The organism is Bovifimicola ammoniilytica, from assembly GCF_025567085.1.
Lineage (GTDB): Bacteria > Bacillota > Clostridia > Lachnospirales > Lachnospiraceae > Bovifimicola > Bovifimicola ammoniilytica.
This window is the reverse complement of the sequence record NZ_JAOQJN010000002.1, coordinates 89,724-110,105: the sequence shown is the minus strand read 5'-3', so window position 1 is coordinate 110,105 and position 20,382 is coordinate 89,724. Positions and strand designations below refer to the sequence as shown.

Annotated in this window: 15 protein-coding genes; all 15 read right to left on the bottom strand. The window is 31.9% G+C overall.

Annotated elements, in window-relative coordinates; translation table 11 throughout:
* Positions 1-66 precede the first annotated feature (66 nt).
* Positions 67-2,067: an ATP-dependent helicase gene (locus OCV48_RS02290; protein WP_021981785.1), complete on the bottom strand. Its 2,001-nt coding sequence runs from the start codon at positions 2,065-2,067 to the stop codon at positions 67-69.
* Entirely contained in the window at positions 2,051-3,508 is a 1,458-nt protein-coding gene (gene gltX, locus OCV48_RS02285) for a glutamate--tRNA ligase (RefSeq protein WP_021981786.1), read from the bottom strand. The genes OCV48_RS02290 and gltX overlap by 17 nt, the downstream gene beginning before the upstream one ends.
* A 37-nt stretch (positions 3,509-3,545) precedes the next feature.
* Positions 3,546-4,307 (bottom strand): hypothetical protein, encoded by a 762-nt coding sequence (locus tag OCV48_RS02280; RefSeq protein WP_147591048.1) that lies wholly within the window; start codon positions 4,305-4,307, stop codon positions 3,546-3,548.
* 140 nt (positions 4,308-4,447) lie between these two features.
* Complete coding sequence (locus OCV48_RS02275; RefSeq protein ID WP_147591047.1) at positions 4,448-7,003, bottom strand: transglutaminase-like domain-containing protein; 2,556 nt, start codon at positions 7,001-7,003, stop codon at positions 4,448-4,450.
* Positions 6,991-8,061: a DUF58 domain-containing protein gene (locus OCV48_RS02270; protein WP_147591046.1), complete on the bottom strand. Its 1,071-nt coding sequence runs from the start codon at positions 8,059-8,061 to the stop codon at positions 6,991-6,993. The genes OCV48_RS02275 and OCV48_RS02270 overlap by 13 nt, the downstream gene beginning before the upstream one ends.
* Before the next feature lie 23 nt (positions 8,062-8,084).
* On the bottom strand, positions 8,085-9,008 hold the full coding sequence (locus tag OCV48_RS02265; RefSeq protein ID WP_147591045.1) for an AAA family ATPase: 924 nt from the start codon (positions 9,006-9,008) through the stop codon (positions 8,085-8,087).
* Between the two features lie 14 nt (positions 9,009-9,022).
* Positions 9,023-10,270 (bottom strand): DUF6709 family protein, encoded by a 1,248-nt coding sequence (locus OCV48_RS02260; protein ID WP_147591044.1) that lies wholly within the window; start codon positions 10,268-10,270, stop codon positions 9,023-9,025.
* A 110-nt stretch (positions 10,271-10,380) separates the two neighbouring features.
* A complete protein-coding gene (locus tag OCV48_RS02255; RefSeq protein WP_147591043.1) occupies positions 10,381-12,297 on the bottom strand; it encodes a protein kinase domain-containing protein in 1,917 nt (638 codons plus the stop codon).
* 160 nt (positions 12,298-12,457) lie between these two features.
* The gene (locus tag OCV48_RS02250) at positions 12,458-13,186 is read right to left on the bottom strand and encodes a PP2C family protein-serine/threonine phosphatase (protein WP_262558677.1); all 729 of its coding nucleotides are present in this window, start codon (positions 13,184-13,186) and stop codon (positions 12,458-12,460) included.
* Between the two features lie 122 nt (positions 13,187-13,308).
* Positions 13,309-14,604, bottom strand: a complete 1,296-nt coding sequence (locus tag OCV48_RS02245; RefSeq protein WP_147591041.1) for an ABC transporter permease — start codon at positions 14,602-14,604, stop codon at positions 13,309-13,311.
* On the bottom strand, positions 14,605-16,071 hold the full coding sequence (locus OCV48_RS02240; RefSeq protein ID WP_262558675.1) for an ABC transporter permease: 1,467 nt from the start codon (positions 16,069-16,071) through the stop codon (positions 14,605-14,607). It abuts the gene before it with no gap.
* Positions 16,061-16,996, bottom strand: coding sequence for an ABC transporter ATP-binding protein (locus tag OCV48_RS02235; protein ID WP_021982712.1), 936 nt, complete (start codon positions 16,994-16,996; stop codon positions 16,061-16,063). The genes OCV48_RS02240 and OCV48_RS02235 overlap by 11 nt, the downstream gene beginning before the upstream one ends.
* 221 nt (positions 16,997-17,217) lie before the next feature.
* Positions 17,218-17,664, bottom strand: a complete 447-nt coding sequence (locus OCV48_RS02230) for a GatB/YqeY domain-containing protein (protein WP_147591039.1) — start codon at positions 17,662-17,664, stop codon at positions 17,218-17,220.
* Between the two features lie 195 nt (positions 17,665-17,859).
* Positions 17,860-19,638, bottom strand: coding sequence for a Na/Pi cotransporter family protein (locus OCV48_RS02225; protein ID WP_021982714.1), 1,779 nt, complete (start codon positions 19,636-19,638; stop codon positions 17,860-17,862).
* 89 nt (positions 19,639-19,727) lie between these two features.
* Entirely contained in the window at positions 19,728-20,381 is a 654-nt protein-coding gene (gene phoU / locus OCV48_RS02220) for a phosphate signaling complex protein PhoU (RefSeq protein WP_021982715.1), read from the bottom strand.
* Position 20,382 lies beyond the last annotated feature (1 nt).

Below are 20,382 nucleotides of genomic sequence, written 5' to 3'. Positions count from 1 at the left end.
CTTCCATATTTTAAGTCATAAGATACATTCTTTAGACCTTTAGCTGTTTAATTAGCATTTACTTCATTATTTTAATTGTATAATTTTGTTTCCAAATGCAAATTCTATATTAAAAACAAATTCTTTTCTATATTTACTAAAATAGATAACTGCCTTTCCATCTTCAATTGTCTTAATTACTCCATCACCATATTTCCTGTGATAAACTTTTCTGCCTTCACATATATCATCATAATCAAGCATCATTTCACTTACAAATCGTGATATATCCACAGGTTTATTAAATCTTTCCTTAATCCAGAATACATTAAGATAATCCTTCGCCCTCGTGGCAGCCACGTAGAACAGTCGTCTTTCCTCTTCAATATCTTCATCTAATGTAGCCTTACTGTGAGGCGTAACTCCCTCGACTGCATCAATGATATATACAATTTTATATTCAAGTCCTTTTGAACTATGCATCGTGCATAACTCCACCGCATTATCTGTTTTAGAATTCTTATTTGACTGTTTCTCTAATTCCTTAGCATAATCCTCAATGTGCTTAAACCATTTATCATAGGTATCATATTCTTTGGCTGCCTCTGCGATTTCATTAATTATTTCATAGAGGTCCTCCACTTTCATTCTTCTAAGTTCTGCATATTCTGCTAAATATTCATCATATCTTATGCCCTGTCTTATATAATTAATCGCCGAATATGGTGACATTCTTCTTAACATTACTAAATCGAATTCCAGCTTCTCTAATCTTTCGACCATCCACGTTTTATCACTATAGAAATGCTTTAAACTATCTAATGATATCTCTTCATTTTTAAGTGCTTCTCTTGAAATATATCTCTTAGGTCTGTTAATTATTCTTAAGTAATTTTCACGACTATTTTCGCCTAATGCAATATTAATATAGCTTATTATATCTTTAGCTATAAAATGATCATAAATATTAGGCATCGCATCTTTCATATGAAATGGTACGTTATATTCCATTAATTTATCTATCAGAAAACGTGGACCTATGTTAGTTCTGAATAGGATTGCAATATCTGAATATCTTCCACCTCTCTGTATATGTTTCAGAATATCCTCTATAATATAGCTGTTCTCTTCGACAACCGACTTGAATTCCATATATTTCACCGGAGTTCCGATGTCACGTACTGCCTTTATATTCTTATCAAATCTCTTCTTATTATTCTTAATAAGGCTTTGTGCATCTTTAATAACAGCTCCGGTTGAGCGGTAATTCTCGTCTAATACGATTTTAACCGCCGTTTCATAATCCTTCTCGAAATTAAGCATTATCTCAGGTCTTGCACCTCTGAATCTGTATATTGACTGGTCATCATCACCGACAATAAAGAGATTATCTTCAGGAGCAGCTAACATCTTCATCACTTCATACTGCACCCGGTTGATATCCTGAAATTCATCTATAAGTATGTACTTATATTTTTTCTGCCATGCTGATAAGATATCCGGCCTTGCTTTAAACAATTCATAACACATTATAAGCATATCATCGAAATCTACCATATTTCTATTTCTTAATTTTTCTTCATATTTATTATAAATCTTTCTAAATATCTGGTCGCTGCAGTTTGCAGAATAATAATTATTAATGTCTATCATATCGCCTTTGACATTGCCTATCTCTGCCATTATTGACCTGACAAATTCATTCTCATCTTCAATCTCTAATTCTTCTCTTTCTATTAGTTCCTTAATAAGTCTGAATCTGTCCTCTTCCCTTATGATATTATGTGCCGAATAATTGTATGCATATTTCAAAATTCTAAAAAAAATTGCATGAAAAGTTCCAAATGAAACGGGTAATCTTACTCCGTCCATAAGTTTCTCGAACCTTTCCTGCATTTCAATTGCCGATGCCTTAGTAAATGTAATAACTAAGATATTTGCCGGATTAACTCCATATTCTTCTATTAAATTTTTCGTTCTGTGAGTAATTACTGTCGTTTTACCAGAACCAGGTCCGGCTAATACTAAGCTCGGACCTGTATAATGTCTGATTGCCTTACTCTGTGCTTCACTAAACTGCCTGTTCAAGTTTCTCAATTCCTACTTTTATTCTTCTTATTGATTCGTCTTTACCAAGAATCTCCATAATCTCAAATGCACCACCAGGAGTCATCTGTTTACCTGAAACTGCTGTTCTAAGTGGCCATAAACCCTGACCATTCTTAATTCCCTTGTCAGCTATATATTTCATAATTAAATCATGTAATGAATCTATAGAGTAATCATTATGGTTCTCTAGAATAGGTAACATCTCCTTTAAGACTTCTAAAGAATTCTCCGAATTAGTCTTCATCTTCTTATGAGTATACATCGCTATATCATAATCCGGTAATTCTTCGAAGAAGTCTACCTGTTCTTCTAAGTCAGGTAAGATTTCTATTCTTGTCTTAACTAAATCTAATATCTTCTTTAAATCTAAATCTTTAGTAATCACCTTTTTAATATATGGCATAGCAAGTTCATAGAACTTCTCATTATCCATTGCCTTAATATATTCGCCATTCATCCATTTTAATTTAACAATGTCGAATACGGCAGGTGATTTATTAATATGATGATAATCGAATTTCTTAATTAATTCGTCAAGCGACATTATCTCTGTATTATCTTCAGGACTCCAGCCCAAAAGTGCTATATAGTTAACTACTGCTTCAGCTACAAAACCCTGTTCGATTAAATCTTCAAATGAAGAATGTCCACATCTCTTACTTAATTTCTTATGATTCTCATCTGTAATCAATGGTAAATGTACATATTTAGGTGGCTCCCAGCCAAATGCTTCATATAATCTTTGATATTTTGGTGACGATGATATATATTCATTTCCACGTACAACGTGAGTAATATTCATCAAATGGTCATCTATAACATTAGCAAAATTGTATGTTGGATATCCGTCTGATTTAATAAGAATCATATCATCTAACTCCGAATTATCTACTGTAATTTCGCCATATATATCATCTACAAATGTAGTAGTTCCCTCTTTAGGATTGTTCTGTCTTATAACATATGGCATACCTTTCTTAAGGTTCTCTTCTATCTCTTCTTTAGACAATGACAGACAATGCTTATCATATACAATAATCTCTTTATCGCCTATAGTCTGTTTAAGTGTCTGTAATCTCTCTTCTGTACAGAAACAATAATATGCCTCACCTTTCTCTACCAATTGTTTAGCATATTTAAGATACATTCCACTTGCCTGTCTCTCACTCTGGACATACGGACCATAACCGCCATCTTTATCAGGTCCCTCATCATGTACAAGGCCTGTCTTCTCTAATGTTCTGTATATAATGTCTAATGCACCCTCAACAAATCTCTCCTGGTCAGTATCTTCAATTCTTAAAATGAAGTCTCCTCCTTCATGCTTTGCAATAAGAAATTCATAAAGTGCTGTTCTTAAATTTCCTACATGCATTCTTCCTGTTGGGCTTGGTGCAAAACGTGTTCTTATCTTAGTCATTGCTCTTTTCTGTCTCCTTAATAGCTAATTGTATTTCTTAATAAAATGAATTATATAAATTACCTGTAGATACATATGATGAATATGAACCTGTGCGGGTATATGTATTCGTCTTAGATGCCTCGAATTTCGCTGTGGCATTTATCTCTGAAGCCTTTGTTCCTATGTAATATCCATATGAACCTGATGTATTGAATAATGTCTTTAGTGTTGATACATCTGCTTCTTTTAATTTCTTCTCATCTACACTTAATGTATTATTATCATTAACTGTAATTCCTACTGATTTCAAAAGGTTAGAATTAACCTTACCTGATGAAGCCATATTAGCTACAGCTTTACTGATGGAATTAACCTTAGATGTAGAAGCCTTCGAAAGTACCGAATTATAATTATCTACAAATTCTTTGACACCCTTGTAAATCTTGTCCATATCATATTCTTTAGTTACATTACCATTTTCATCTTTAACTTCCGATGTCTTAAATAATGATGTAGAACCTTTAGCAAGCAGATTAGTCGAACTCTCCTGAAGTTTACTGCTCACACTGCTAATCTGTGATAGCTGTGCATTAGAATCTATAGAAATATTTGTTGAGGCAGATGTCTTATTACTGTTTGTCTTATCATCAGCTGCATTTAACTTATTATAATATGATGTAAGTAACTTCTTATAGCTTCCATTTCTAATACTATAATAATCTGAAATCATATTGCCTGTTAAATTTCCTGCATTTCCTGACATACCAGAAAACAACATACTTATTGAATTAGAATTTGTTCCAAGAAAGTAACTCATATGCATACCTCCATTATTATATTTTATTTTTAATCGTTTCACCTGTACAAAACGATTGAATTACAACTTTTATAATATATGACAGTTGTCTATACCTAATATTAGTATAACACCATTTACCACTTAATTACAAGTAGCTTTTATAACCATTTTATATATCTGAATAATAGTTTTTTATACCAGCTTAGTTTCATATATACATTTTCAGATATTCTTATAACAATATCATTGAATTCTTTAATTTCTTCATTACTTATATTATTACGACTGAATTTATCTTTTTCAAGTATCTCATTGATTCTGTTAACACTGTCTGCATCAGATATATTCTTTTCTATAATCCTTTTTCCAAATGAAGCATAAGATTCTTCGTCAGCTTTATTTAATCCTATAAATTTAGTTACCATACACAAATAATGATATTGCTTTATGACATTTTTGTTATTTCTTCTTCTGTTTCTCACGCACATGCCTGTACAGATATAGATTACAAATGACAGACTGACACCTGTTATTGCAATATAAATCATACTTACAGTTGTATTCTTAACCGCATCAAATGTCTTTTTCGTAAATACCTGATTGGCTAAAAAATCCGCTATATTGTTATTATTATCCTGTTTAGGCTCTTCCATATCTTCATCTAATGATGGAGTAACTTCTACAGGTATCCATCCAAAACCATTAATATAGATTTCAACCCACGCATGAGCCTGGCTGTCATTAATTTCATACTCATATATATCTCCGCCAGTCTGATTAGTAAAATCTTTATCAAACATATTATCACTTACAGAAACTCCGCTAAGATAATCCACATCCTGTAATACATAACCGCCTACATATCTTGCCGGAATTCCAAGATATCTGAATATCAGAGTTGCTGAAGTAGCAAAATAAGTACAATAACCTTTCTTCTGCTTAGTAAGGAAATAATTCACAAACTCCTTATCTTTTGGTGTAATTCCAGGCATTAAGGTATAGGTATAATCCGTCTGAAATATCTCTTTAAGTTTTTCCGTTATATTTTCTGAATCTTTATTAAGACCATATTTTTCACAGAATTCTGCTATGACTTTCTCATTTTTTTTGGGAACATCCATATACATATTATGAACATATTCAGAATACTTCTCTTCAGTTTTAATGATATTATCCTGTTCACTTTCTTCTGTTGTAAGTTCTCTGCCTTCTTGCGTTATAGCCGATATATTCGTCTTAATAATATCCATATAATTTCTTATATAATTTCTGAATTCATCAATATTAATATTATTACCAAACGGAAATGATCGTATAATCATCCTTCTATTAATTCTGTGTCTGCCAATATATTCATCATCATTTATAACATTATCATACAGATTCAATGTAAAATCATTATAAGGAACATACATAAATTGTGGAGAAGCTGCTACATTTATAACTTCCATGTCCTTAGTTCTTTTAATAAATGCCCTATATCCCGAATACAAATTGCATTTGCTTATTATTTCGCTCTGTAATTCTACAATGTCATCAGATGTCAGCCCATAATCTTCTAACTTGATTTTATTCTCTTTATTTTCAGAAATCATTTCCCAGTATTCATCACGATAGAATGTCCCGATAAATGACTTAAGGTATGTGCTTTCTTCATCTTTATACACAGGCATCCTAAGAATTAAATCCGTTTCATAGTCTAATCTTACATACTTTGACTGTCCAAGTCTGTTTCTACCGACTCCTCCTGCACTTCCACCATTAGGACTTATCATTCCCCAGAAACCAACCATAATAAGCTGTTTGGTGAAATCTTTCGTATCTTCTCTCCAGCTATCATAGTCAGAATTAGTATGATATTCCCTTTGTGGAAATGCAGCTCCACCAACCAGGGTTATCCCAATTATTAAAGCTGCAAGTATCAATACAAAACTAAGAGAATTCTTGCCGTCATTAGTATAATCATATATGACCTTATTCTTTCTGTTTATCTGCTTATATCCCTTTTTCTTCTTATATTCCATATGATAATGTCTTGAATTTCTAAGGAAAAATAAGCCTAATAAGCCTGATATATATATTGTAAAATACAGCATATCCGCCTTCTGGTTAAAATACATTCCCATCTGCATTACAGGAAATGTCGCAAGAAATATAAAGACAAAACCTTTAATCTCCGATATAACCATATTAAACAACAACATTATCGCAAATATTATGAATATCATACAAACTGTAACAGATATTTTCTCACTATATCCATATACGTTATAACTTCTTTCTACAGGAAGATCTAATTCCTTTTCAAAAAATGCCATAAGCTTATTAGAAATATAACCAAAACCACCTTTTATCATGTATTTAAGATTAAATATACCATATATAAATGCTACTAAAGATATGAAATATCCCAAAGTCTTAGCGAGCATATTATAATATAAAAATGCCATAAATATAGCAATAATCAGCGAAACCACCCATATAACCGGCATATAGCATTTTATACCAAAAGGTTTTACAAATGAACCAGTTGTTCCGATTACCACGAGAAAATTAATTAGTGCATTAGTAAGAATGAAATATATCTTCTTATTTTCATCAAGTTTTGGTGCTTCTTTAATCTCTATTCCTGTTTTCTTTATCTGTTCATCGTCCTTTTTGTTCTTTTTTTGAACTATAGGTTTGAATAGAAAATTCCAATCTAATTTAGACATGTAAGCACCACCCTTTCTGAATTAATATCTATTTCACTACCATCCTTTGGTTTGCCGGCTTTATCAGAAAGATATATAACTGTGCTTTTATCAAATCCATATATTCTTTCATATATTTCATAACTTCTGCCATCTGTATCTGATATTTCTGCATAATATAAATCTATTATGGCCTCCATAAGTTCGTCATCATTATTTATCTCTTTCTTATAGAAGTCCTCACTCATTTTATCATACCAGGATATATAGAATTTTCTTCCCTGCTTAATAATATATACGGATATTGCAAATAATTTTTCGATTAATTCATCAAATATATCCGGATTATCCTTATCTGAATATAATTCTATGAGTAATATTACATCATCAGAATAAGGCATACTGAACTCTTTAACCTGAAGTTCCTCGGCTTTGGCACTTAATTTCCAATGAATATTCTGCAATTTATCACCTGGGATATAGTTTCTAATCTGTGAAATCTGTGAAACATCATCACCTTTCTTAAACTGAAGTTCTTCATCATCTGATTTGCCCTGAAGTGAAAGTGGAAGATTATCTATCTCCATCGCTCCATATGGCATTACCATTACTTCTTTCGTCTTATTAAAGGATTTTTTAAACCTGTACATTCCAAATAAGTCATAGCCTATGATTTCTTCTAGTGATACAACCATTCTTCCACAGTATTTATTCTCTATAGTAAGAATTGCCTTACGCTCACTATAAGAAGCTGCCGGAATAATTATCTCATAGGTCTTCTCATTTCCGTAAAATGCATTATATATCTTTACAACTAATGTGAAGTTCTCCATAGATAGAATTGATTTATTATTTACAGAAAAACAAACGCCAACGGATGAATTCTTTCCGACTGACGTTTTGTCTGTATATATATCTACCGATATTTTATCCTTATTAAATCTCGCAATAAAATAAGATATTACCGGTAATACTAATAACAAAATAAGCATAAATAATAATGCATAATTGTTATAAAATAACATTCCAACTATTATAAGTATTATTAATGTCAAATAATTAATTCTTGCAAACCACATATTATTTAATATTCTCCTTTTATCTATGGTACTGCTATTCTATCTTTTAAATCGTTAATAATATCCTGCTCAGTATAACCATTTGCTTTCGCCTTGGAATTAAGAACAAGACGATGCTCTGCAACAGAATCTATACATTCTAGAATATCTTCCGGTATAACATAATCTCTTCCATTCATATATGCTGTACTCTTAGACATTTTAACTAATGCAATACCACCTCTTGGGCTTATGCCTAATGAAACATATTGATTCTCTCTTGATAATCTCACTATCCTAACAAGATACTCCATTAATTTTTCATCGATATGAACATTTTCTACTGTCTTTCTGATATTAACTATATCCTCTGAAGAAATAACTTCCCTGACCTCATCTAATGCCGAATAACTTCTGCCGTTATAGATATCTATTTCGCTTTTCTCATCAGGATATCCCATAGACATTTTAATCATAAATCTGTCAAGCTGGGATTCAGGAAGCTTCTGTGTTCCGACATATCCCATAGGATTCTGTGTAGCTATTACAAAGAACGGATCAGGAAGATAATGTGTTGTACCGTCAACTGTCACCTTCCCCTCCTCCATAACCTCTAAGAGAGCTGCCTGTGTCTTAGGTGATGTTCTGTTAATCTCATCTGCCAACAGAATATTACACATTGCCGCACCCTCTCTGAATTCGAAGTCATTTATCTTCTTATTAAACATTGAGAAACCAACCACATCTGATGGTAATACATCAGGTGTAAACTGTATCCTCTTATATTCTAATGAAAGTGTCTTGGCAAATGCAAGAGCGAGAGTGGTTTTACCCACTCCTGGCACATCTTCTAGTAATACATGTCCTCCTGCAAAAATCGCTGCAAGAACTTTGTCAATAATATTCTCTTTACCTACTATAGCTTTACTGATTTCTTTTTTTATGTCGTTAATCTGATTATTAACCATATATCCTCTTTTCTTTACATAGTAGTATTATTTGTATTATCATAATAATTATTACCATTATTTGCATTGTCATAATTATTATTATCATTATTTAAATTATCATAATTATTATTGCCATTATTTACATTGTCATAATTACCATTATCATAATTATTGTAATTATCATTTGCATATTGATTATTCTTGTCACCATATATATGGTTCTTATATGCTATATTAAGGAATTCATCAAAGTTTCTTGCAAACAATCCGTTTAATCCATCATCATATCCTAAAACAATTGTATCTGTCATATTTGCATATAAAGCAATAATATCATTTGCCTGGTCTGCATTATCAGCAGGTAATATAAATGCTTTCTTACGATTATTTAATAATTTAACTGAATGTGTAGAACCTGTTTTGATACCATTTGTTCTATGTGTTGTCTTAACAGGATATGCCCATACTATTTCATTATTAGGAATCATTACACATTTGGTACCTTTAATTAAGAATGTGAATTCTCTACCAATTCTTACTGTCTTAGTAAACTTAACTGCGTTAATGAAATCCTGTTCAACATAATCAATATATCCAGGACCCCTTGATTCTAATTCATTCTTAAACTTGTTAACTGTAACTCCTGATGCAGCCACAATCATTGTTATTATACCAACTAAGATAATAACAACACCAGCCAGACAAAATACCAATTCTCCAACATTAACAGTTCCATCTACTACCATTAAGTTTAATGTAACACTGTCAAGTTCACTGTATGAAAAGTCATATGATTGTGATATTGTCTGTTTAAAATGTACATATGGCTTACTTTCCATTTTAGTTAATTTACCTTTAATCTTCAAAGTAGTTGTCGTACCTGTATCTTCGCCATTATCCATAGCTGTATATTCTTCTTCGATTTTCTTTAATTTTGAACGATTCTTTGCTTTGACTTTTACGCCCATAAATCTCATATCATTATCATCCCCAACTACTACAAGATAATAGTAATCAGATACTGTTTGCGAACTTCCGCTTTTAGAATACTGTTCAGAATAACAACCGTATAGATTATATTTGTCAAGTGTAATCTCTGCATAATCTGTATCCTTAATCTTTGCGACCGAAGCCTCTGTGATATCAGTTGCACCTTTTAAATATGTAAGTGCATCTTTACCAAAGCATACAAATAAAAAGCCACCTGCTACCATACAAAATATAAGTGTCAAAATCGCATTTCTTGTTGCTCTTTTTTTAATCTCCTTGAACATTGTCATTTCTCTCTTTTCTCCTTTTTCTTTTCCTCTTTAAAATGTATCAGCATTTAATATGCTATATAAACAATAGTCCTAAGATACATAAATATCCTAGGACTAATTGATTACATCTAAAATTCTACTACACAATCAGGAATATGCTTCTTAAAATCTTCTACCTGTGCTTCTCTTATATCTGTATTTTTAACACACAGATATGTTAACTTCGTAAGCGAATATAAATCATGTAAGTCTGTAACTCTAGTTCCCCACAAATCTAGATATTTAAGATTTGTACAGTTTGATATTGGTGATAAATCACCAACTAATGTATTTCTAAGAGCCAGATACTCTAACTTACTACATTCAGAAATAGGCGATAAATCATCAAGCATATTATTATTTAAAACAAGTTTCTTAAGTCCATAACATTCCTTAAGTACTTGAATATTTCCAACATCCATATGCTCTACATTAAGTTCTGTAACAGTATCTTCAAATCTGACTTTACCTAACTGTAATTTAACAAGTTTCTTGAATGTCGATTTGAAGAAACCTCCTTTCTTCTCCTGTGACCTAGTTGGTGCAGATACCTCTTGTAGTTGTAATTCTTCAGTTTGTGACTTCTGTCCTTGTAATACAGCAGACTGTGACTGGGCTATCTGTCCTTGTGGTATTGGTCTCTCTGTTACCTGTGGTCGTACTACCTGTCCTTGTGGTGCTGGTCTCTCTGTCACCTGTGGCTGTGGTGCTACTGGTCGTTCAGGTTCTACAGACTGTGAAGATTTCACCTGTGGTTGTGGTGTTACTACAGGTTCAGACTCTACAGACTTCGAAGATGTCACCTGTGGTTGTGGTGTTACTACAGGTTCAGGCTCTACAGACTGTTCTGCCTGCATCTGTGCTGCAAACTCTTCTGCTGTCGTTCTTCCAATACTTACAACAATTGGCTTAGAATCAAATTCATCTTCCTGTGCTGGATTCTGTGCAGGTGCTACTGGCTGTGGTTCCGATACATTTTCTTTAGTAACCACAAGATATGGCTTACCATTTTCATCTTTCTCTAATACACTATAATATAATGCATCAATTAACTCGTTGACTGTCTGGAATCTGTCCTGTGCACGTAATGACAAACCTTTCATTATCGCATATTCTGTCTCAGGCCATACGTTTGGATCATATTTAGATATAGGTTCAACATTATCTTCTATAATTCTCTCAAGTGCTTCCTGTGGAGTTACACCTGTAATCATTCTATACATTGTTGCACATAATGCATATACATCTGTCCAAGGTCCCTGATTACCTTTAGCTCTGTACTGTTCTTCCGGAGCATAACCACGTTTAAGTACAACTGTTATACTCTTATTATCTTCTGTATCGAACACTCTTGCCGCGCCAAAGTCTGTAAGCTTTATCTGTTTATTTCTTGTAATCATAATATTATCAGGACTTATATCTCTGTGGATAATACCTACTTCATGTATCTTATTCATAGATTCAAGAACAGGTTTCATCATCTTGATTACTTCATTCTGCTTCATTCTTCCACCGACTTTTGTCAGATACTGCTTAAGTGTCATACCATTTATGTATTCCATAATTATGTATGCTGTCTCATTCTCATAGAAGAAATCTTTAACAGTAACAATACCCGGAAGATCAGAGAACATTGAAAGATTTCTTGCTTCTCTTAAATATTTCTCTAATCCTTCTCTGTATAAGTCCTTAGCTTCACCAGAGAATACATTAATTGTATTTCCCTGTGATGAATCTCTTGTTGCTAATTCTGACGGAAAATATTCTTTAATTGCTACTGGTAAATCTGTTTCCATATTAAAGCCAATATATGTAATTCCAAATCCACCTTCACCTATTACTTTACCTACCAGGTATTTACCATTTAACTTTGTAAATGGTTTTAAACTACGTGGAGATGCTGCATATGTATTCTTATCAAATCCACATAAAGGACAAGGTAAATCCGGTTCATCTAAAACCGCCATACAACCAGGGCATAAATAATCTGGATTAATTTTGCTCATAAAACTACGCCTCCCATTTCTTGCAGAAATTTATATAATTCGACTAGATTTAGTATATCATTGATTAATATTACTTGCAATATTACTTCTAACTTTTTTAACTTAATTTTTCTTAATTAACAATCTTTCAAGCATTTATTCTCATACTTTATTCAAACATCTATTTAATCCACACACCAATGGCGGAATAGTTATCCATATCTTTATTTTTACCATTTTTGACAACTATCCGCTCCATTGAATTAACCCACTCATGTACGTCATATGCCTTCTTTAGACATTTTATCATTTCTTCTTCATTAATAAGTTCCCAGAAGCCGTCAGTAGCCATTAAAAATGCCATTCCCTTTTCATCTTCCACAGGCTCAGCAATCTCATACTTAGGTCTCTCCCATTCGATTCCCATTGCACTTAACAACCTGCTTCTGTCCGGATGATTTCTGATATCTTTATCTTCTATCTCTCCGATGTTAACTAACATCTGTGGAACACTGTGGTCTAATGTATGTAAAATTAATTTATTCTTTTTGAAAAAATATAATCTTGAGTCTCCGATATGTCCCCAGTTGATATATCCATTTTTGATACATAATAAAACCAATGTAGTCTTATAATCATCAGGTTTCATATCTCTTATCTGTCTGTTAAGTATATTTTCCTGGCTTTCTTCAAATGCATTACGTATATAGAATTCATTAAAGCCATCTTCTTTAAACAAATCTATGCATGTTTCAACTGCTATCTTAGATGCAACCTCGCCTTTATCATGGCCACCAAGCCCATCAGCCAATGCAAAACAGTATTCTTCATCCTTAACATAACTTCCGACTCTGTCTTCGTTTATCTTTCTACTTCCTTTATTTGATAACAAATGATAAGTAATTCGCATCTGCAAAGCCTCCAAAATGCTGTTTATTTCCATTAAAATCCATTAAGGAAATATTTTCAAATCATTAGCCATTGTTTTTTTAATAGCCATTCGTTTTATAGTTTATCATTTTTTATAAATAATTAAAAGACTTTCTTTTTATAATTTTTACCTGTCATTATAATCATAACTACTGTTGTAGCAATCATAATAAGTACAGATACAATTGCACCGATAATTCCTATATTGCCGATAATCACATCTGATGTTATCATAAATGGTGATGTTACCGGAACATATCTTAATATATCCACAATAGGACTGTCTGCCTGTAACAGCGGAAGCATATATGCACCTAAGAAGCCTGCTATCGTAACCATCTGAAATACACTCATTCCATTTGCAAGTTCTTCTGCTTTCGTAATATTAGATGCTACAAGTGCAGCAAATACACAATATAGTAAGAAGCCGATAAACATTGCTGCTATTCCTATGATTATTGCACTTACCGAGAATGCGGATGATGAATCTGCCCTTATCAGATTAATAACCTTAATTATTGAATTATCATAGCTATTAAACATATTCTTAGCAACTCTGTCTCCAACTATAAATCCTGCCACAGCTGATATAATCCATATTCCCATCTGCATAATTGCATTCAGATACATTGCCAGTATCTTTCCTAATACAATTGCGTGTGGCTTAATAGAAGTCAGTAACATCTCCATTAATTTAGAGTTCTTCTCTATAATAAGAGCCTTGCTGATACTCTGTCCATACATTAATACCATAAAATAAATTAAAAGCACAAATATCATAGGTACAAATATTTTAGCAATTATAACTCCAAACGACTCTTCTTTCTCATTAACATCAACAGAATATACTGCGTAATCACTGGTCACAATATGCATAACATCAGGATTAAGAGAGGTTAAATTATACTTTATATCATCAAAATATTTTGAAAATGCTTTAGCCACTTTCTTAACATTTTTCTTAGATAAATCTTTCGTAGCATATACATCTAACATATATTCTACATTTTTATCTTCGTTCTCTTCACCTTTATACACATTGATAACTATCGTGCTATCCTCTATGTCTTCTACTACTTCTGAAATCTTTTTATCACTATACACAACAATATCAGAATCTTTTACATAATCATCTGCTTCTTTAAATTCTTCTAATAATTCGTTATTAATTTCAACCTCGTTAATAATCCATATATTATCTGCTTTATTGACAACATTAGCTTTTTTCTTATCACCTTTATCAGACATATATCCCATAATGACATTTGCACCAAAGAATATAATAAATATCAATGCAGCAATTCCAATAAGTGAAGTTTTAAAAGTTTTAGTTTTAGTATTCTGTATAAATGTAAAATTTAACACATCTTTCCAGCCTGTAAACATTCCTTTTTTCATCTACTCAGCCCTCCTTTTGCTGCCATTTCTGTTCTGCTTAGAAATACCTATTATATCTTTCAATTTCAAATGCGTTCCATTGTAATAAATCATACTTTCATATACATCTGCAACAAATCTGACAAGTAAAACATTAGAAATAATCATAACTAACAATGCAAGGACGCCTAAGCCGGCTGACAGATATCCGGTCAATAAAGCTCCTGGTGTCAAAAATACTGAGGTTAGTGGAACTAACATTGTGACATATTTAACTACTGAAGCCTTTTCATACGTATTACTTGTTAATACAAATAACGCTATGTATGCACCTATTACAAGAACAAATGTAAACATTTTTATACCCTCACTCATTTCCTCCATCTTACTTACAGAAGCTCCCGCAAGTGCGGCAATAAGGCTGAATAGAATAATTCCTCCGATTAACAGAATTATGCTTACAAGAATTGTTAATACATTCGCACTATCAAAATTATTTCTGCTTAATATATTTCTCAGACTTTCAGGAAGCTTCTCTCCTGTAATCGATATATTAACAAATATCGCTGTTATAAATGAGATAGCTATAAGTCCAACCTGTACACCAATAATTAAAAGATTTGCAAGAACCTTTCCTACAACTATAGCCATAGGTTTAATTGATGTCATCAGATATTCCATTACCTTTGAGGATTTTTCAGTAATTATAGACATCGCAATTCTTTCACCACAAAATGTAAGTATAAATAATGTTGCCATTAGCATTGTATATAAAATATTATATTTTCCTTTGCTGTGTTTTCCGTCTGCATTACTTGAAGAATTGTCATCTTCCAGTTTATCTGAATTTAACTTATCATCAGACTCATTTAATGAAGCATCTGTATTATTATTTTCATCTTTTACTGAATCAATATTGCAATAATTAATTGTATTTACTGAATTAACAATTTCTATGTCTTTATCAGCAACGCTCATATTCTTCATAAGAATTTTTTGAAAATTGTCTTTAATAAAATCACTATAATTATTAACATCTTCAGATTCTAACTTTCCTTTTCCATCATAGATTACTTCTATATCAAAGCTATCTTCTAGATATGTAATCTGTAAGTAAACCTTCTTAGAATCCTTGTCAAATTTATATATATCCTTAAGTCCTGTATTCTCATCAATGTTTAATTTCTGTGAATCTAATTCAGTATATTTTATTTTCGAGTACATATTTTCGGTTTCATCATCATTTTTTACATTTTTAAGTATATCAAAATCTTTAGCTATTTTTATGCCTGTCATATCTGCGATACATACTTCTTCAATAGATGTTTTTTTTGTTTCACTTTTACTACTTATAAGACTGGCAATCGGTACACCTGCTATTATAATCACACACATAATTGCAGTTGAAATAATTATGGATTTAGCCTTTATACCCTGGATAAATGTAAATGAAAATATATCCTTCCATCCTTTTATACTATTCTTCATGAGCATTTCCTACCTTTTCCACAAAGATTTCATGTAATGAAGGCTCACGAAGTTCAAATTTAATTATAGTTATATTATTCTCAACTAATTCTGCCAGGAAATTCTTAGCCTGTTCTTCTCCTGTTACTTTTATCTCATATTCTTCAGCATTTTTATTAACTGATATAAAATCAAATTTTTCTATAATATTATCTATATTTTCTTCACATCTGACATGCATATTTACACGTCCATAACTCTTCTTAATTTCATTAAGATTTCCCTGTAACACTGCATTTCCGCGATTTAATATAGTAATATCTGTACAAAATTCTTCTATAGTTGCCATCTGATGACTTGACATAATAAGATATTTATTTTTATCAATCTCTTCTCTTATTATAGTTTTAAATAAATCTGCATTCACAGGATCAAGACCGCTTAAAGGTTCATCTAAGATTATTAAATCAGGATCCGATATAAGTGCTGCCATAAGCTGAATCTTTTGTTGATTACCCTTTGATAACTGGTCTGCATTCATAGACTTTGACTTCTTATTCTTAGCAGGCTTTGGATAGATATATTCTTCAACTTCAAGACGTTTAGCCCAATATTTAATTCTTTCTTTTGCAACTGATTTAGGGACATTTTTTAATTTAGCAAAATATAATAACTGATCCATAAGCGAATATTTAGGATAAAGTCCTCGTTCCTCAGCAAGGTAACCGATATTAGTGCTTATAACATCTAATTCTTTACCATTCCATAAAACCTCTCCTCCATCTTTTGATAACATACCAAGAATCATTCTTATAGTAGTAGTCTTTCCTGCTCCATTTGTACCTAAAAGTGCATATACACCTGGCTCAGACATCTGAAAACTTATATTGTTAACAACTGTTTTCTCTCCATATTTCTTAACAAGATTCTTAACTTCTAAAGCCATTCTTCTCCTCATTTCTCCGCAAAGCGACATTCATTTATTATTAACACAAACTTTGCACATTCATAATAAAATTAAATTATCTGTATTAAGCAGATGAATATAAATATATATATGAATGTGCAAAGTTTAAGTCATATTATAAATATGTCAATTTTATTTTCATAAAACTGGCATAAAAATAATTCTTATATAATTTCAATTGTATGATAATATATGATGTTCTATTTGAACATTTCTGCAACCATCTGATTTACGACTTTACCATCAGCTTTTCCTTTTACTTTTGGCATAAGCTCTTTCATAATCTTACCTTTATCAGATGCCTTAGGCTCTGTGATTCCAAGTCCGTTAATTACCTCTGTAATTATTGCTTTTATCTCTTCTTCTGTAAGCATCTTTGGTGCAAACTCTTCTAATACACTTATTCTGTATTTGCATAAATCTATGATATCTTTTCTGTCTGACGGAGTCTGCTCTAATAATTCGTTTAACTGTTTTATCTCTTTTAATACAACAGTATTTTCTTCCTCCTCAGTTAAATCAGCTCTCTTATCAATAGCTACATTTTTAAGTGCTGATAATAGTAATGACAGAACTTCCTTTCTGTCCTTATCCTTATTCTTCATTGCAGTAACCATTTCGGCTCTGACTTCATCTATTTTGCTCATTTTTTCCTCGATTCTGCGTTGCATAATAAAATATACAGGAAATATATGTTAGCAACGCATACATATATTCCCTGTAAAATTATACAACTAACTAATAATTCATTCAATATTTTTTATAGACTTTTATAAGTCCAATACTGTCTAAATCAAAAATTATCTTTATTTAACCGCTTATTTTATGTGAACTTTCCGTTTTTAAACAGGAAGATTATAAGTTCTCTTATATTCATGGTATTTTTTCATAAATTCTTCGTTATCTTCTCTACGGACCTTGCCAAGATATTCATGGGTATCAAAGCCATCATCATTAATCTGTATTAATGCAACTGCAATATTAGAACAATGGTCAGCAACTCTTTCATAATTAGTAATAATATCAGAAAGTATAAAACCTAATTCAATAGTACATTCGCCATTTCTTAAACGTTTAATATGTCTCTTCTTAAGTTCTACATTAAGACCATCTATTACTTCTTCTAATGGTTCTACATTAATTGCCGCATTAATATCCCCGTTATCAAAAATATCCGTAGTAAGATTTACTATATCATCAAGTGCTTTTGTATAGACATTTATTTCTTTGGCTGCTGCGTCTGAGAATGATAATTTCTTCTCCTCCATCTCAAGAGCTGTTTCACATATATTTAACGCATGGTCTGAAATTCTTTCAAAATCTCCTATACAATGAAGTAACATAGATAATGTCTTACTATCTGTTTCTGACAAACTTTTACTACTTAATTTAACCATATAAGTACCTAATTCATCTTCATATTTATCCACTTTTTCTTCCATTTCGACAACACTCTGTCTTACTTTTTCATCATAGTTATCAAACAGGCTTATCGCTGACTCAATCGAATTTCTGCATATATTAGCCATTTCAACACTTACATTTTTGCACTGTTCTATAGCAAATGATGGATTATCAAGAAATCTGTAATCAAGAAGCATAATCCCATCATCTTTCTTGTTATCATCAGAAACATCCTCTGTCTCTTTCTCATCTTTAATTGTAGCACAGGCAAGTTTCACAAGCCCATTTGAAAATGGTAACAAAATAAGTGTTGCTACAATATTAAATGTTGTATGAATTATGGCAATTCCGAACTTTGTTGCATTTGTACTCATAAAACTAAAATGTATAAATGAATTAAGCAGATAGAACACACCCATAAATATAACCGTACCAATAAGATTAAAATACAGATGAATAAGTGCTGCTCTCTTAGCATTCTTCTTAGCACCGATACTTGAAATCAATGCTGTAACACATGTTCCTATATTCTGTCCCATAATAATAGGAAGTGCAGAAGAGAAACCAAGTCCTGTTCCACAAAGTGCCTGAAGTATACCTACTGAAGCTGATGAACTCTGAATTACTGCAGTAAGTATAAGTCCTGCAAGCATACCAAAGATAGGATTAGAAAACATTGTAAGAATATCCGTAAAACCCTTAACACCAGATAATGGTGCTACTGCTGCACTCATTGTCTCCATTCCTGTCATTAATATTGCAAAACCTAATAGGATTGCACCGATATCCTTCTTCTTATCTTTCTTAGAGAACATAACAAGGCATATTCCGATAAATGCAAGTACTGGAGAAAATGATGTAGGTTTTAAAAATTGTACTAAGAAATTATCACTTTTAATGCCTGACAAGCTAAGAATCCATGATGTAACAGTAGTTCCTATATTTGCTCCCATTATAATGCCGACTGCCTGTGTTAATTTCATAATTCCTGAATTAACAAAACCCACAACCATAACAGTTGTGGCAGAAGATGACTGGATAACTGCCGTTACTCCCGCACCTAAGAGAACCGCTTTTAACTTGGAATTAGTCATTTTCTCCAATATTCTTTCTAACTTCCCCCCTGATAATTTAGAAAGTCCATCACCTAGTGTATTCATTCCATAAAGAAAAAGTGCCAATCCACCTAACATAGATAAAACATTAAAAATATTCATTTTAATCCTCGTTTCTGTCTGTATTTTACTCATTAAACAAGTGGATTATAATTTATCTATGTAAATTTCAAATAGTATGTATGTAAAATCTATGTAAAATTAAATTTATGTTCTCCTGTTATTGAAAATATTACCCACTCTGCAATATTAGTCGCATGGTCTCCAATTCTCTCAAAATATTTTGCAATCATAAGTAAATCTGTAGCCTGCTCCCCATTCTTCGTATCTTTATTAATAAGTTCAATCAACTCATTTTTGACCTTATCGAACAGGTCATCAACAACATCATCACTTTCTATAACTTCCTTTGCCATATCTAAATTCTTACTTACAAATGCATTGATGCTTTTAACAACCATAATCGTAGTCTCTTTAGCCATCTGACTTATGTGTTCAAGCTTTTTAATGTATTTCTCATTTGATAAATGTATGGTTATCTCTGAAATATCTGCTGCATGGTCGCCGATTCTTTCCATATCAGTTATCATCTTAAGTGCCGCTGAAATAAGACGTAAATCTCTTGCTACCGGCTGCTGCTGTAACAGAAGCTTAAGGCACAGATTTTCAATCTCCTTCTCCTGCTCATCTATCTCATTATCAAATGCTATTGCATTCTTAGCCAGTTCAACATCCTGATTACTCATTCCGGTTATTGCCATTTCAATAGCTTTTTCAATAAGACTTCCCATTTTAATAAGGCCATTATTAAGTTCTTCTAATTGTCTGTCAAATCTATTTCTCATA